We start from the raw sequence: 13,883 nt of genomic DNA, 5'->3' as shown, positions 1-13,883 counted from the left end.
GCCCGGCCGTGGAAGGGGCACAGCGGCGGCTGACCAGCCTGCCGGGTGTCGGCCCGCGCCTGGCCGAACGCCTGGCACGGCTGGGGCTGCACACGGTGGGCGATCTGCTGCTGCACCGCCCCATCCGCTACGAGGACCGCACCCGCCTGCGCCCCATCGGTGGCCTGCAGCCCGGCGAGCGGGTGCTGATCGAGGGGCGGGTGGAGTGGTCCGAGGTGGCCCGGGGGCGGCGCAAGCGCCTGCTGTGCCGGCTCAGTGACGGCACCGGGCAGCTCGATCTGGTTTTCTTCCATTTCCATCCGCGCCAGGCCGAGCGCCTGACCCGCGGCGTACTCCTGCGCTGCTTCGGTGAGGTGCGGGCCGGTTACGGCGGCCTGCAGATGGCCCATCCGGAGCACCAGCGGGTGGCCCCCGGCGATGCCGACGGTCCCGGTGAGGACGCCCTCACCCCGGTCTATGCCAGCACCGACGGCCTGCATCAGGGGCAGCTGCGCAAGCTGGTCGACGCCGCTCTGGGGCTGCTCCCCGAGGCTGCCCCGGAGTGCTTGCCCGAGGCCGCGTGGGTGGACGGGCAGTGGCCGACCCTCGCCGAGGCCCTGCGCACCATTCACCGCCCGCCGCCGGAGACCGACACCGAGGCGCTGCTCGCCGGCACCCATCCGGCGGTGCGCCGGGTGGCCTGCGAGGAGCTGCTCGCCCACCACCTCACCCTGCGTCGCCGGCGCCAGGCGCTGCGCTCGGAGGCCGGCGCCCCGCCGCTGGACCAGGGCGAGGCGCTGGCCGGGCAGCTGCAGGCGAGCCTGCCTTTCCCGCTGACCGGCGCGCAGCAGCGGGTGGACGCCGAGCTGGCCGCGGACATGGCGGATACGGTGCCGATGCTGCGCCTGCTGCAGGGGGATGTCGGCTCGGGCAAGACCGTCGTCGCCGCCCTGGCTTGCGCCCGGGCCGTGGGCAGTGGCTACCAGGCGGCGCTGATGGCGCCCACCGAGCTGCTCGCCGAGCAGCACTGCCGCAGTCTGCAGGGCTGGTTCCAGCCGCTGGGTGTGGAAGTGGCCTGGCTATCCGGCGGCGCGTCGGCGAGCGAGCGTCGTGCGGCGCGCCAGCGCCTGGCCGAGGGCCGTGCCGGCATCGCCGTGGGGACCCATGCGCTGTTCCAGGAGGAGGTGCAGTTCCGCCGTCTGGGGTTGGTCGTGGTGGACGAGCAGCACCGCTTCGGTGTGCACCAGCGCCTGGCGCTTAAAGACAAGGGCGGTGGCGCCGAGCCCCACCAGCTGACCATGACCGCCACCCCGATCCCCCGGACCCTGGCCATGACCGCCTACGCCGATCTCGACGTCTCTTCGCTGGACGAGCGCCCGCCGGGACGCACGCCGGTGCAGACGGTGGTGGTCGCCGAGCGGCGTCGCGGAGAAGTCATCGAGCGCATCCGCGCTGCCCTCGACGCGGGGCGCCAGGCGTATTGGGTCTGCACCCTCATCGAGGCCTCGGACGAACTGGAGGCGCAGGCCGCTGAGGACACCGCTGCCGAACTCGAGCGGGCCGTGGGCGATGCCCACCGCGTGGCGCTGGTCCACGGCCGCATGACCCCGACCGAGAAGGAACGCACCATGGGGGCGTTCGCCCGGGGCGAGGTGGCGCTGCTGGTGGCCACGACGGTGATCGAGGTCGGGGTCGACGTGCCCAACGCCAGCCTGATGGTCATCGACAACGCCGAGCGGCTTGGCCTGGCGCAGCTCCATCAGTTGCGTGGACGGGTCGGGCGCGGCCGCGCGGCGTCGACTTGTGTGCTCATGTATCATGGTCCGCTGTCTGAGAGCGCCCGGCAGCGGCTCGCCGTGTTGCGGGAGACCGATGACGGATTCGCCATCGCCCGGCGGGATCTGGACATCCGCGGCCCCGGAGAGTTGCTGGGTACCCGGCAGACCGGTGCGCTGAGGCTGCGCGTGGCCGACCTGCGCCGTGACGCGGATCTGCTCGAGGCCGTCCAGCAGGTGGGGGCCGAGCTCCTGGAGCGGGCTCCCGGGACCGCCGAGCAGCTCATCCGCCGTTGGGTCGGCGAAGCCGAGCGCTACGGGCAGGTGTGATCGGCTCCGCAATGACGGGTGGTGGATTCGCAGTGGCAAACGGGGTGAGGGAACGCGCTGTCTGGCATCCCCGGGTGGCAGCCTGGCGGCCGGGGGTGGCCGCGGTCCCGGGGCGGCCGAAACCGGCAGTGCACCGGCTGCTCACCGAGCGCGGCTCCCTGACGGCGCAGCTCGAGCGCTTCGGTCCGGTTCACGTTCACGTTCTGCGCCAGGCCTGGCAGCGGCCGGCCCCGGATGAGGGCGTCGCCCTCGGGTTGCCGGTGGGACGACACGCCTGGTTGCGCGAGGTCGTGCTCGATTGCGAGGGTGGCCCGACTATCTACGCCCGAAGTATCGTGCCGGATCGTTTGCTCGGGCCGCTGGCGAGGCTGCCGCGCTTGGGCGAGCGCCCCCTGGGCCGACTGCTCTTCTCGGCGGCCGATGTGCAGCGCGGTCCGCTGGCGGTGGCCCGGCTGCGTGGACGCGAGCCGCTGGCCGACTGGCTGCGCGCTCACGGTCTGCCGTCGCCGGCCGGGGGCTGGGCGCGACGCTCGACGCTGTCCGTTGCCGGCCGGCGTCTGTTGGTAACCGAGGTCTTTTTCCCGGAGGGTGTTGAGGGTGAGCGGCGAGGTGCATAGCGGGGAGCCATCCGGCCCAGGGGGCGTGAACGCGCGCCTGCGGACCTATGCGCAGCTGACGCGGCTCGATCGGCCCATCGGCAACTTCCTGCTGCTCTGGCCGGTGCTCTGGGCGCTTTGGATCGCGGCTGCCGGGGTGCCGGATCTCGATCTGCTGGTCATCTTCACCCTCGGTGTAGTGATCATGCGGGCCGCCGGGTGCGTCATCAACGACTTCGCCGATCGCCACATCGACGGGCACGTCAAGCGGACCCGGCAGCGGCCCTTCGCCACCGGGCGCGTCTCCGAGCGCGAGGCGCTGGCCCTGTTTGTCGTGCTCTGCCTGCTCGCCTTCGGGCTGGTGCTGCTGACCAATCCGCTGACCATCCTGATGTCGCTGGTAGCGGTGGTGCTGGCGGCGACCTACCCCTTCACCAAGCGCTACACCCACCTGCCCCAGATCCATCTGGGGCTGGCCTTCGGGTGGGCCGTGCCCATGGTCTTCGCCGCGCAGACCGGGGCGGTGCCCGTGGTGGCCTGGCTGCTGCTGATCGCCACCGTGCTCTGGGCCACCGTCTACGACACCATGTACGCCATGGTCGACCGGGATGACGATGTGAAGATCGGCGTCAAGTCCACGGCCATCCTCTTCGGCGACCTGGACCGACTGATGATTGCCATCCTGCAGGCGCTGATGCTGCTGGCGCTGCTGCAGGTCGGCCTGCACCTGGAGGCCGGTGTGGCCTATTACCTGGGGCTGGCCGGGGCGGCCGGGCTGTTCGCCTATCAGCAGTACCTGATCCGCCGGCGTGAGCGCCAGGACTGCTTTCGCGCCTTCCTCAACAACGCCTGGCTCGGCGGCGTAGTCTTTGCCGGCCTGGTGGCCGACCTGCACCTCTAGCCCCTGCACCGGGCGCGATGCCTACGGCGTCCGCGCCAGCGCCCACAGATCGACCCGCTGCACTCCAGCGGCGCGCAGGGTGCGCGCCGCCTCGGCGGCCGTCGCCCCGGTGGTGACCACATCGTCGAGCAGGGCCACGTGTCCCGGCACCCGCCCGGGGCGGGCACTGAACGCGCCGCGGATGGCGCTGCGCCGTGCCCGGGCGCTGCGGGTGGCCTGGCGGGCATCGGCGTCGCGCCGGCGCAGTGCCCGGCACAGGGGCAGGGGAGGGAGCCGGCGGCGCACCGCCCGGGCCAGTTCCGCCGTCTGATCGAAGCCACGCTGGCGCAGCCGCCGAGCGTGGAGCGGGACCGGGACGACGGCCGCGGGCAGTGGCGCCGCGTCCCGGCGGACGGCGTCGGCGAGCAGCGCGCCGAGCAGCTGCCCGTCGGCCAGCCGGCCGTGGAACTTGAAGGCGGTGATCAGGCGCTCGGCCGGTCCCTCGTAGCGCAGCGGTACCACCGCTGCCCGGAAGGGCAGCGGGCTCTGCCGGCAAGGGCACGGCAGGGCGCCGTCCCCCGGCAGGGCGCAGTGCGGGCAGCAGGGGGTGTTCCACGGCAGGTCGGCCCGGCAGCCGCGGCACAGGTCGAGGCCGTCGGCGCCCGGGTCATCGCACAACCGGCAGCGCGGTGGGTAGAGGGCTGGCGGGATAATATCCAGCCACTTGTTGACTGATCGTGCAAGCCTGTAGTTGACCATGGCGGCCTCCTTGCTACCATGAGCGCTTCCTGCGCGGCACGGCCCGCGGCCAATCAGCAGTGAGCCGATCATGACCGAGACCGACGCCCTGAGCTGGGATCCGTCGCAGATCCATACCCTGTTCGAGCTGCCCCTCCCGGAGTTGCTCTTCCGTGCCCAGGAGGTGCACCGCCGCCACTTTAACCCGGGCCAGGTCCAGGCCTGCACCCTGGTCTCGATCAAGACCGGGGCCTGCGCCGAGGATTGCACCTACTGCTCGCAGAGCGCCCGCTACGACACCGGCCTGGAGCGCGAGGGGCTGATCGACGTCGAGGCCGTCCGCGAGGCAGCCCGCCGGGCCCGCGCCAGCGGTGCCACCCGGCTGTGCATGGGCGCAGCCTGGCGTGGTCCCAGGGACCGCGACCTGGGGACCCTGGAAGCCATGATCCGGGCGGTGAAGGAAGAGGGGCTGGAGAGCTGCCTCTCCGCCGGCCTGCTCGCCGAGGGGCAGGCTGAGCGGCTGGCCGAGGCCGGGCTCGACTACTTCAACCACAACCTCGACACCTCCGCTTCGTACTACGATCAGGTGGTTACCACCCGTAGTTACGAGCAGCGACTGGAGACGCTCGAGCGCATCCGCGCCGCCGGGATGCGCGTCTGCTGCGGTGGCATCGTGGGCCTGGGCGAGTCGCGCGCCGACCGCGTCGAGATGCTGGCCACCCTGGCCAACCTACCGGTGCAGCCGCAGAGCGTGCCGGTCAACCGACTGATCCCCATTCCCGGTACCCCGCTGGAGGAGACCGAGGCGGTGGACCCGTTCGAGGTCGTGCGCACCATCGCAGCGGCGCGCATCGTCATGCCCGGCTCCTACGTCCGTCTGGCCGCCGGGCGCGAGCAGATGAGCGACGAGCTCCAGGCGTTGTGCCTGAGCGCCGGGGCCAATAGCCTCTTCCTTGGCGAGCGGCTGCTGACCACCGGCAACCCGGAGACGGACGCAGACCGGCAGCTGCTCCACAGCCTGGGGATGACCCTCGAGCCGCACCCCCACCGTTGCGCCGAGCTGGAGCCGTGAGCGATCCGGCGGCCCGGCTCGATGCGCGGCTGGCGCCGCGGCTCGCCGAGCGCCGCGAGGCGGGGCTGTACCGCCACGCCGAGGTCCTCGACGGCTACGACGGGGCCACCGCCGTCCGTCGCGATGGTCAGCGGTGCACCGTCTTCTGCGGCAATGATTACCTCGGCCTGGCTGCCGACCCGCGCCCGGCCCGGGTTCTCGCCGAGCACGCGCAGCGCTCGGGCAGCGGCGCCGGGGCTGCGCACCTGGTCACCGGCCACCGCCCCGAGCACGAGGCGCTCGAGGCGGAGCTGGCGGCGTTCACCGGCCGGGAGGCCGCGCTTCTCTTCTCCACCGGCTACATGGCCAATCTGGGCGTGATCACCGCTCTGGTCCGGCGGGGGCAGGCGGTGGCCGAGGACCGTTTGAATCACGCCTCGCTGATCGATGCCGTACGCCTTGCTGGGGCGCGCCCGCGGCGCTACCGCCACGCCGACCCCGCGCATCTGGCGGAGCAGGTGGGCGAGCGCGCTGCGCTGGTGGTCACCGACGGTGTCTTCAGCATGGACGGCGACGTTGCCCCGCTGCCTGAGCTGGCCGCCGTCGCCGAGGCCGCCGGTGCGGTGCTGGTGGTCGACGACGCCCACGGCCTCGGGGTGATCGGGCCCGGGGGGCAGGGCAGCGTGCCGGCCACCGGCTGCGCGCCGGAGCGGGTCCCGGTGCTGGTGGGTACCCTGGGCAAGGCGTTCGGTACCTTCGGTGCCTTTGTCGCCGGCAGCCGGACCCTGATTGACGCCCTGCGCCAGTGGGCCCGCCCGTACATCTACACCACGGCACCGCCGGCGGCGCAGGCGGCGGCTGCCCTGGAGGCGGTGCGCATCGCCCGTGCCGAGCAGTGGCGGCGTGAGCGGCTGCAGGCGCTGATCAGCCGCTTCCGCGCCGGCGCCCGGGAGCTGGGCCTGCCGGTGGCGCAACCGCCGGGGCCGCAGACGCCGATCCTCCCGGTGCTCGTCGGCCAAAGCGCCACTGCCAGCGCCTGGAGTGCCGAGCTCGATCGCCGCGGCCTGCGCGTCGCGGCGATCCGGCCGCCGACCGTGCCGGCGGGAACCGCCCGACTGCGCGTCAGCCTGACCGCCTGCCACGGCGAGGCGGACATCGACCGGCTGCTTGAGGCCCTGGATGCGGCCGCTCGTCGCCACCCCGCCACCCCGGAGGCGGTGTCGTGACAGCGCCGCTGCTCCTGGTCCCGGGCTGGTCCTTCGATGCGCGCGTCTTCGCCCCCTTGCGGGCCGCTCTGGAGGTGCCGGCTGACGTGCTTGAGCTGCCGGGCCATGGCGGCTGCGCCGACCCCGGCACGGTGGAACTCGCCGGGGTGGCTGCGCCGGTCATCGATGCCGCGCCGGACGATGCGGTTTGGGTGGGCTGGTCGCTGGGCGGCACCGTTGCCCTGGAGGCCCTGCGCCGAGGCAAGCCCTTGCGCGGTGTGGTCCTGATTGCTGCCACGCCCCGGTTTACCATGGAGGCCGACTGGCCGTGCGCGACTCCGGCGGCAGAGCTGACTGCCATGCAGGCTGGCCTCGGGCGGAGCCCGGCGGCGACCGTGCGGCGTTTTCGCCGGCAGCTCGGGCGGGTCTCGGCGGACGATGCCGCTGCCGTCGCCGACCCCAGTCAGGCCTCCAACGACGGGCTGGCGGCCGGGCTGGCGGCCCTCGCCGAGGCTGACCTGCGCGGGGCGCTTGCCGGGGCGGTGCAGCCGCCGCCGACGCTATGGCTCGGGGGGGGGCGTGATCCTCTGGTGCCCACGGCGGCGCTGCAGCGGGGCGCCGCGGCCTGTGGCGGCCGGGTGGAGATCCTCGATGACGCTGGCCATCTGCCCCACTGCACCCACGCCACCGAAGTGGCACAGGCCATCCACTGCTTCCTCGAGGAGGTCCGATCGTGAACCCAGGCGATGCCCAGCGGATCGATCGCCGTCGCGTGCGACGCAGTTTCGACGACTCGGCGGAGCGCTACGACGAGGTCGCCGTACTCCAGCGCGAGGTCGCCGACCGCCTGCTTGAGCGGCTCGATCCGGTCCGGGTGGCCCCGCGCCGTGTCCTCGACCTCGGTGCCGGGACCGGCTACGCGACACGTGCGCTGATCCGGCGCTACCGCAAAGCCGAGGTCCACGCCCTGGACATCGCTCCGGCCATGCTGCAGCGGGCCCGGCGGCGGGCGCCGTGGCTGCGACGTCCGCGCTGCGTCTGCGCCGATCTTCACGCCCTGCCGTACCCGGACGACACCTTTGAACTGGTCTTCTCCAGCCTGGCCCTGCAGTGGGCGGAGGACCTGCCGGCGGCCCTGCGCGAGCTGCAGCGGGTGACCGCCCCGGAGGGGGCGGTGATGTTCGCCACCTTCGGCCCGGATACACTGCACGAGCTGCGCGGGGCTTGGGCCGAGGTGGACGATCACGCCCGCGTGCACCGCTTTCCCGACAAGCACGACGTCGGCGACCGGATGCTCGAGGCGGGGTTCGTCGACCCGGTGCTCGATGGCGAGCCCTTTAATCTCACCTATGCCCACCCGCGTGCCGTTATGCGCGACCTCAAGGCCCTGGGTGCCTCCAACGCCGCCCCCGGTCGCCCCCGCGGTCTGCTCTCACCCCACCGCCTGGCCCGGGTGGAGGCCGCCTATAGCCTCGCCTGGCGTCAGCCCGACGGCCGCGTGCCGGCCACCTACGAGGTGGTCTACGGCCACGCCTGGGGTATGGCCGGAACCCCGCAGCGCGCCGACGAGACCGGCGAGGTCCGGCTCGATGTCCACGGTATCCGGCGGAGGCGGCGGTGAGCGCGCACCGGGACGGTCTCTCCGGGGTGTTCATCACCGGCACCGACACCGGAGTCGGCAAGACGGTCTACGCCGGGGGGCTGATCCGTCTCCTGCAGCGCAGCGGGGTCCCGGTGGCGGCCATGAAGCCAGTGGCCGCCGGTTGCCGACGCACCGCCGCCGGACTGCGCAACGACGACGCCGAGCAGCTGCAGGCCCTGTTCGATCCGGCTCCGCCCTACGCCACCGTCAATCCGTGCGCCCTGGAGGCGGCGGCCGCCCCGCACCTGGTGGCCGCGGAGGAGGGGCGATCCATCGATGTTGCGGGGTTGGTCGCGGCGGCCCGGGCGCTGGCGCAGGAGCGGTTCACCGTCGTCGAGGGGGCCGGCGGCTGGCGGGTGCCCCTGGGGCCGACGCAGGACGTGGCCGGTCTGGCCCGGCAGATCGGCCTGCCCGTGGTGCTGGTCGTCGGCGTCCGCCTGGGCTGTCTGAACCACGCCCTGCTCAGCGCCGAGGCGATCCGTGCCGACGGCCTCACTCTGGCCGGCTGGGTGGCCAGCGAGCTGGAGGCCGACGACCCGCGCCGCGAGGCGCAGATCGCCAGCCTCGATGCCCGCCTGCCGGCGCCGCGGCTCGGGCGCATCCCCCCGCTGGCCACGCCCGACCCGCAGCGGGTGGCCGACCACCTGGTGCTGCCGCGTTAGCTACGAGGCGCCGCCACGCGGGGCGTAGGGCGGCCGGCTCTGTACGTGGTGGTGCCAGTCGCCGCTGTCGATCAAGCGGGCGTAAGGCGGGACCCGGTTGATCCAGTAGATCTGGCAGGTCAGCGGCGCCTCCGGGGCCGAGGCGGGGTGCGCGGCGACCTGTTCCCGGCGGTACAGCCCGGCCCGCGGTCGCTGCGGATCGCAGTCCTCGTAGGGGTCGAGGACGCGGAAGACCCGGCGAGGATCGAGCACCGTGAGGAGTACCCCGCGCACCCAGGTCTCGCGGGAATCCTGTGGCAGGCGGGGGACCGCGCCCGGGAAGGGGCCCAGGTCGTAAAGGCGCCCACGGATCCAGCCTTCGTCGATGCGTTCGGTGTAGCGCTGGATGGCTGCCTGCACTTGCGGATCGTCGGCCCCCGCGAGGATGGTCCCGTACGCGAACAGTCGCTGTTGCATCGTCACGCTGCGCCTGCCGGCTTTACAATCCCCACGAGGGTAACCCAAACAGCAGGAGGGGCAAGCTATGCGCCTGACGAGTCAGAGCCTGACCGACGGTCGACCGGTCCCGGAGCCGTACGCCTTCGGGATCCCGGATGCCGAAAACCACATGGCCCTGGGCCGGAATCTCAGCCCCCACTTCGCCTGGTCGGATCTGCCGGCGGGCACGCGCTCGCTGGTCCTGGTCTGCCACGACCCGGACGCCCCGAGCCACGCCGGCGACGTGAATCGCGAGGACCGGGAGATCCCCTCGGACCTGCCGCGGGTGGACTTCTACCACTGGTTGCTGGTCGACCTTGATCCGGGGCTGGGCGAGGTGGCCGAGGGCGCCTTCGCCGAGGGCGTGGTGCCCGGGGGCAAGGATGCACCCGAGGGGCCCCACGGCACCCGGCAGGGGGTCAACGACTACACCGACTTCCTCGCCGGCAGTGACGAGATGCGCGGTACCTACTACGGCTACGACGGGCCGTGCCCGCCGTGGAACGACTCCATCCCGCACCGCTATATCTTCACCCTCTACGCCCTCGACGTGGAGCGTGCGCCGGTGGCGGCGGGTTTCCGCGGGCCCGACCTGCTCGAGGCCATTCGCCCGCACATCCTCGATCAGGCCAGCATGACCACCACCTACAGCCTCAACCCCCGCGTCCCGGCGTAAGCGCGGGGCGTCTCTCCCCCGGTGGCCGTCGTGCCCCCGGGGGGGAGCGTCAGTCCTGCCCGTAGGGGTTGTTCATGACGTCGAACCAGCGCCGATGGTGCTCGGCCGCCTGCTCGCGCCAGCGCCGGACCTCCTCGCGGGAGTGCTTCTCGCGGATGCGGTGATCGGATAGCGAACGCGGGTCGTCGTCCTGGGGGTGCTTGTCGGCGTCGGCGCTCATGGCTGTCCTCCTGTCTCGTCCTCGTCGTCCGCCCCGGCCAGCAGGCCGAGGTCGTGGAGCAGGGTCTCAATGGCGTGTCGGGTCCGCTCGTCCGGGTTGGCGAGGCGGAACCCGGTGGCCGTATAGGCCGGGTTCACGTCCGGTGCCGACCAGCGCGCCTCGGCGGTGACGTCGATGCGTACATCGCCAGCGATCTCGCTGCCCGGCTCACCACGGATCTGCAGCTGCAGGCGCTGCCCGGGGGTGAAAGCGCGGTCCCCGATGAGCAGCAGCCCGTCCGGCGAGAGATCGCCGAGGACACCGAGCCGCGTCCCGTCGTTGCCGTCGTGTACCGGTAGATAGTAGAGCAGGTGCGAGCGCTTTTCGCCTCGCCGCAGACGCTGAATTTGCGGCCGGTAGCCGGTCTTGCCGCCGCGCTGGTTCATGGCGATCTCTCCTTGGCTTCAGGGGCGATGGGGCTCGGCCAGGTACTCGTGGCTCTGCATCTCGTGGAGCCGGCTGGCGGTGCGCTGGAACTCAAAGGCCAGCCGCCGGCCGGCGTAGAGGGCCTCCGGCGCCGCGGTCGCCGAGCAGATCAGGTTGACCCGCCGCTCGTAGAGTTCGTCGACGAGCGCCATCCACCGGCGTGCCTCGTCCTCGCGGTTGGCCTCGAAGCGGGGCACGTCGGCGACCAGCACAGTGTGGAACAGTCTTGCCAGCTCGATGTAATCGGAGGCGCTGCGCGGCCCGCTGCACAGCTCGGTGAAATCGAACCAAGCGACGCCATCGGCCCAGCGGCGCGCGCGGATCGGCCGGTCCTCGATGTCCAGGGTGCCGTCGCTCTGCCCGGGCTCCGGGGCGAGCTGCACGAACCGCTCCTGCAGTCGCGCGTCGTGTTCGCCGGCCGCGCCGATCAGGTAGACCGGCGCCTGCTCCAGGCGCTCGAGCCGGTAATCCCGCTCACCGTCCAGGTTCACCACGCGGCAGTGGCGCTTGAGCGCATCGATGGCCGGCAAGAAGCGGGCCCGCTGCAGGCCGTCGCGGTAGAGATCGTCCGGGTGCACGTTGGAGGTGGCCACCAGAGTAACCCCCTCGCCGATGAGCTGCTCGAGCAAGCGGCCAAGGATCATGGCGTCGGCGATGTCGCTGACGTGGAACTCGTCGAAGCAGAGCACCCGATGCTCGGCGGCGAAGTCGCGGGCCAGGTGGCCGAGCGGATCGCGGTGATCGCGCAGCCGGTGCAGCGCGTCGTGGGTACGCCGCATAAAGTGGTGGAAGTGCAGGCGCTGCTTGGCCGCGAAGGGCAGGGCATCGAAGAAGGCGTCCACCAGATAGGTCTTGCCGCGCCCGACCGGGCCGTGGAGGTAGAGTCCGGGGGCGGCGGTGCCCGGGCGCCGGCGCAGCCAGCCCAGCCACCCGGCGCCGGCCGGCTGCGCGAGCAGGTCGTCGTGGAGTGTCTGCAGGGCCTGCACGGCGCGCTGCTGGGCTGGATCGGGGTGGATAACGCCCCGGGCCAGATCGTCCTGGTAGCGAGTCTGAACCGGCATGGGGGGCTTAGATGGTCAGATCCAGGCGGCCGCCGCGGCCGAGGACATCGGGCTGCGACATGGCCTGAACCTCGACCAGTTGCCGCAGCCCCCGGGGCAGATCCTCGGTATCCGGCCGGAGGCCGTGGCTGCCGGCTCCGCCGCTGCGCAGCCCGCCCTCCGGCGTCAGGCTGCGATCCTGGCCCTCGTAGCGGGCGGCGATGAGCTCCGGCGGCCGGAACCCCCCGGCGTCGCCGAGTCGGGGGGTTGGCGGCTGGCCCACGCCGCCACTGGCCAACCCCTCGGCGGCCAGCGGTGTGGGGCGGACGGGTGAGGCGGGGCGAGCGGCCTCCGCGTGGCGGGCAAAGTCGGTCTGCCCGGCAGCCTGGGGCTGCTGGGTGCGTTGGGCCCCGCGCACACGCTCGGCGGGGTTGAGGTAAGGGCTCCGGTTCGCCTCCACGTGCATGGCCTTTAGCCTACATCATCAGTGCCTCGAGGTGGGCCGCGGCGCAGCGGCCGACCACGGAGGTGTTGTAGCCACCCTCGAGCACCGAAACCACGCGCCCCTGGCAGTGGCGCTTGGCCACGTCCACCAACTCCCGGGTGGCCCAGGCGAAGTCGGTCTCGTCCAGCTGCAGGGTAGCCAGCGGGTCCGAGCGGTGGGCGTCGAAGCCTGCCGAAATCAGGATCAGTTCCGGCTGCAGCGCGTCGAGGGCGGGGAGGATGGTCTGCGTAAAGGCCTCGCGAAACGCCTCAGAGCCATCGCCGTCAGCCAGGGTGACGTTGACGATGTTCGCCGGGTTGTCGCTGCCCGGTGTGCCGGTGCCCGGGAACAGGGGGTGCTGGTGGGTCGAGAAGTAGTGGAACCCCGGCCGGCCGCGGCTGATCTCCTCGGTGCCGTTGCCGTGGTGAACATCGAAATCGACCATCGCCACCCGCTGCAGGCCGTAGTTGGCCACTGCGTGGCCGGCGCCGACGGCGATGTTGTTGAAGAAGCAGAATCCCATGGCCCGATCGGACTCGGCGTGGTGGCCCGGCGGGCGGACCGCACAGAAGACGCGCTGCGCCTTCCCGGAGAGCACGCCGTCGACCCCGTGGCAGACGGCTCCGGCGGCCCGCCGCGCGGCCTCGCCGGTGGCCGGGCAGAGGCGGGTGTCCGGATCGATGTGCCGGGCCCCCTCCGCGGGGACGCTGTCGAGCAGCGAGCGCACGTAGGTCGGGTCGTGGGCCAGCTCGAGCTGCGCGGTGGTGGCCAGCGGCGCCTCCTCGCGCAGGACGTACTCGAAGGTGGCGTGCTGGAGCGCCTGAAGGATGGCCTGCAGCCGCGCGGCGCTCTCCGGGTGGCCGGTGCCGGCGTCATGCTCCAGGCACTGGGGGTGGGTGATCAGCCAGGTTGTCACGATGCCTCCCGCGGGGCGCGCGCCCAGGCAAAGACCCAGGGTACGTCAAAGGACGGTACCTCGGCCTCCCAGTCGCCCCAGTCAGCGAAGGTGTGGGCCAGTCCGGCGCGGATCTCCTCGCGCAGGCCGGGTTCGTCGGCGCCGCAGCACTGCATGGCCATGACCCCGCCGGGGTTCAGTCGGTCCGAGACCTTGGCGAGGATCTCGCGGATATACTCGGTTCGCGGCTGGTCTTCTCGGACCGGATCCATGGTCAGGTCATAGATGATGCCGTCCCAGCGCTCCTCGGCGTCGAGGTAGGCGAAGGCGTCGCCGACCACCACCTCGGCGCCGGGCCGGTCGAAGGCGTCGCCGCAGAGATCCGGCAGGTACTGGCGTGAGAGCTCGATGACGTCGCCGTCGATATCCACCAGCACCGCCCGGCGCGCGCCGGCATCGAGCAGCGCGCGCAGGACGCCGCCGTCGCCGCCGCCGAGGATGAGCACATCGCCCAGTGCGTTGGCCTCGCGCAGCGGCCGGGTGATTGCCTGGTTGTAGGGCTCGTCGGCGTTGGCGATCTGCAGGTCGTCATCGAGGTAGAGCAGGTGCCCCACCGCCGGATCGTGGGCGATGACGATGTCCTGGTAGGCGGAGCGCCGCCGCTCGACGATGGTCTGGTTGTACCGCACGTACTCGGGCTGCATAGACTTCCCGGTTTCCTGCCAGGTGAGATCGCGGGCGGCACCCCGGAGCGGCGACCGCCCGTCC

At 72.4% G+C, this 13,883-nt stretch carries 17 protein-coding genes; 9 read left to right on the top strand and 8 right to left on the bottom strand.

Features of this window, described 5'->3' with window-relative positions; genetic code table 11:
* The first annotated feature begins 8 nt into the window (after positions 1-8).
* From recG to ubiA, 3 genes are all read left to right on the top strand, one after another.
* Positions 9-2,084, top strand: a complete 2,076-nt coding sequence (recG, locus tag CCR79_RS05410; RefSeq protein ID WP_201169607.1) for an ATP-dependent DNA helicase RecG — start codon at positions 9-11, stop codon at positions 2,082-2,084.
* Positions 2,085-2,158: 74 nt separating this feature from the next.
* Entirely contained in the window at positions 2,159-2,701 is a 543-nt protein-coding gene (locus CCR79_RS05405; protein WP_201169604.1) for a chorismate lyase, read from the top strand.
* A gap of 25 nt (positions 2,702-2,726) precedes the next feature.
* A complete protein-coding gene (gene ubiA / locus CCR79_RS05400) occupies positions 2,727-3,581 on the top strand; it encodes a 4-hydroxybenzoate octaprenyltransferase (RefSeq protein WP_201169601.1) in 855 nt (284 codons plus the stop codon).
* Positions 3,582-3,602: 21 nt separating this feature from the next.
* Here ubiA and CCR79_RS05395 read toward each other — a convergent pair whose 3' ends face one another.
* Positions 3,603-4,319 carry a ComF family protein gene (locus tag CCR79_RS05395; RefSeq protein WP_201169598.1) on the bottom strand — a complete coding sequence of 239 codons (717 nt, stop codon included), beginning with the start codon at positions 4,317-4,319 and terminating at the stop codon, positions 3,603-3,605.
* Positions 4,320-4,389: 70 nt separating this feature from the next.
* Here CCR79_RS05395 and bioB point away from each other — a divergent pair, with 70 nt between their 5' ends.
* The 5 genes from bioB to bioD are packed head-to-tail and all read left to right on the top strand — an operon-like array spanning position 4,390 to position 8,858.
* The gene (gene bioB, locus CCR79_RS05390; RefSeq protein WP_201169596.1) at positions 4,390-5,370 is read left to right on the top strand and encodes a biotin synthase BioB; all 981 of its coding nucleotides are present in this window, start codon (positions 4,390-4,392) and stop codon (positions 5,368-5,370) included.
* Positions 5,367-6,575, top strand: coding sequence for an 8-amino-7-oxononanoate synthase (bioF, locus tag CCR79_RS05385; RefSeq protein ID WP_201169594.1), 1,209 nt, complete (start codon positions 5,367-5,369; stop codon positions 6,573-6,575). The genes bioB and bioF overlap by 4 nt, the downstream gene beginning before the upstream one ends.
* Positions 6,572-7,291, top strand: coding sequence for an alpha/beta fold hydrolase (locus CCR79_RS05380; RefSeq protein WP_238633337.1), 720 nt, complete (start codon positions 6,572-6,574; stop codon positions 7,289-7,291). Before bioF ends, CCR79_RS05380 begins: the two co-directional genes overlap by 4 nt.
* Positions 7,288-8,175, top strand: a complete 888-nt coding sequence (bioC, locus tag CCR79_RS05375; RefSeq protein WP_201169592.1) for a malonyl-ACP O-methyltransferase BioC — start codon at positions 7,288-7,290, stop codon at positions 8,173-8,175. The genes CCR79_RS05380 and bioC overlap by 4 nt, the downstream gene beginning before the upstream one ends.
* Entirely contained in the window at positions 8,172-8,858 is a 687-nt protein-coding gene (bioD, locus tag CCR79_RS05370; protein WP_201169591.1) for a dethiobiotin synthase, read from the top strand. Before bioC ends, bioD begins: the two co-directional genes overlap by 4 nt.
* Here the strand turns inward: bioD and CCR79_RS05365 are convergent, their stop codons facing one another.
* Positions 8,859-9,314: a gamma-glutamylcyclotransferase family protein gene (locus tag CCR79_RS05365; protein ID WP_201241876.1), complete on the bottom strand. Its 456-nt coding sequence runs from the start codon at positions 9,312-9,314 to the stop codon at positions 8,859-8,861. It abuts the gene before it with no gap.
* 67 nt (positions 9,315-9,381) lie between these two features.
* Here CCR79_RS05365 and CCR79_RS05360 point away from each other — a divergent pair, with 67 nt between their 5' ends.
* Positions 9,382-10,011: a YbhB/YbcL family Raf kinase inhibitor-like protein gene (locus CCR79_RS05360; protein ID WP_201169589.1), complete on the top strand. Its 630-nt coding sequence runs from the start codon at positions 9,382-9,384 to the stop codon at positions 10,009-10,011.
* Positions 10,012-10,060: 49 nt separating this feature from the next.
* Here CCR79_RS05360 and CCR79_RS05355 read toward each other — a convergent pair whose 3' ends face one another.
* Genes CCR79_RS05355 through CCR79_RS05330 form a run of 6 tightly spaced genes read right to left on the bottom strand, consistent with a single transcriptional unit; the run spans position 10,061 to position 13,819 of the window.
* Complete coding sequence (locus CCR79_RS05355) at positions 10,061-10,231, bottom strand: hypothetical protein (RefSeq protein WP_201169588.1); 171 nt, start codon at positions 10,229-10,231, stop codon at positions 10,061-10,063.
* Positions 10,228-10,656 (bottom strand): PilZ domain-containing protein, encoded by a 429-nt coding sequence (locus CCR79_RS05350; RefSeq protein ID WP_201169587.1) that lies wholly within the window; start codon positions 10,654-10,656, stop codon positions 10,228-10,230. The genes CCR79_RS05355 and CCR79_RS05350 overlap by 4 nt, the downstream gene beginning before the upstream one ends.
* A gap of 18 nt (positions 10,657-10,674) precedes the next feature.
* Entirely contained in the window at positions 10,675-11,757 is a 1,083-nt protein-coding gene (gene zapE / locus CCR79_RS05345; protein ID WP_201169585.1) for a cell division protein ZapE, read from the bottom strand.
* Between the two features lie 7 nt (positions 11,758-11,764).
* Positions 11,765-12,202 (bottom strand): hypothetical protein, encoded by a 438-nt coding sequence (locus CCR79_RS05340; RefSeq protein ID WP_201169583.1) that lies wholly within the window; start codon positions 12,200-12,202, stop codon positions 11,765-11,767.
* A 10-nt stretch (positions 12,203-12,212) separates the two neighbouring features.
* Positions 12,213-13,139 carry a histone deacetylase family protein gene (locus CCR79_RS05335; protein ID WP_370641497.1) on the bottom strand — a complete coding sequence of 309 codons (927 nt, stop codon included), beginning with the start codon at positions 13,137-13,139 and terminating at the stop codon, positions 12,213-12,215.
* Positions 13,133-13,819: a spermidine synthase gene (locus CCR79_RS05330; RefSeq protein ID WP_201169579.1), complete on the bottom strand. Its 687-nt coding sequence runs from the start codon at positions 13,817-13,819 to the stop codon at positions 13,133-13,135. The genes CCR79_RS05335 and CCR79_RS05330 overlap by 7 nt, the downstream gene beginning before the upstream one ends.
* Positions 13,820-13,883: the final 64 nt, after the last annotated feature.

This window comes from Halorhodospira halophila (assembly GCF_016653405.1).
Lineage (GTDB): Bacteria > Pseudomonadota > Gammaproteobacteria > Nitrococcales > Halorhodospiraceae > Halorhodospira > Halorhodospira halophila_A.
Note: the sequence above shows the minus strand (reverse complement) of the source record. Positions and strands in the feature narration are given on the sequence as shown.

Bases quoted from the DNA above. Each gene is read 5' to 3' on its own strand.
- CCR79_RS05360 (WP_201169589.1), top strand. From the start codon at position 9,382: ATGCGCCTGACGAGTCAGAGCCTGACCGACGGTCGACCGGTCCCGGAG.
- CCR79_RS05395 (WP_201169598.1), bottom strand. From the start codon at position 4,319: ATGGTCAACTACAGGCTTGCACGATCAGTCAACAAGTGGCTGGATATT.
- zapE (WP_201169585.1), bottom strand. From the start codon at position 11,757: ATGCCGGTTCAGACTCGCTACCAGGACGATCTGGCCCGGGGCGTTATC.
- CCR79_RS05365 (WP_201241876.1), bottom strand. From the start codon at position 9,314: ATGCAACAGCGACTGTTCGCGTACGGGACCATCCTCGCGGGGGCCGAC.
- CCR79_RS05355 (WP_201169588.1), bottom strand. From the start codon at position 10,231: ATGAGCGCCGACGCCGACAAGCACCCCCAGGACGACGACCCGCGTTCG.
- CCR79_RS05330 (WP_201169579.1), bottom strand. From the start codon at position 13,819: ATGCAGCCCGAGTACGTGCGGTACAACCAGACCATCGTCGAGCGGCGG.
- CCR79_RS05350 (WP_201169587.1), bottom strand. From the start codon at position 10,656: ATGAACCAGCGCGGCGGCAAGACCGGCTACCGGCCGCAAATTCAGCGT.
- CCR79_RS05340 (WP_201169583.1), bottom strand. From the start codon at position 12,202: ATGCACGTGGAGGCGAACCGGAGCCCTTACCTCAACCCCGCCGAGCGT.
- bioB (WP_201169596.1), top strand. From the start codon at position 4,390: ATGACCGAGACCGACGCCCTGAGCTGGGATCCGTCGCAGATCCATACC.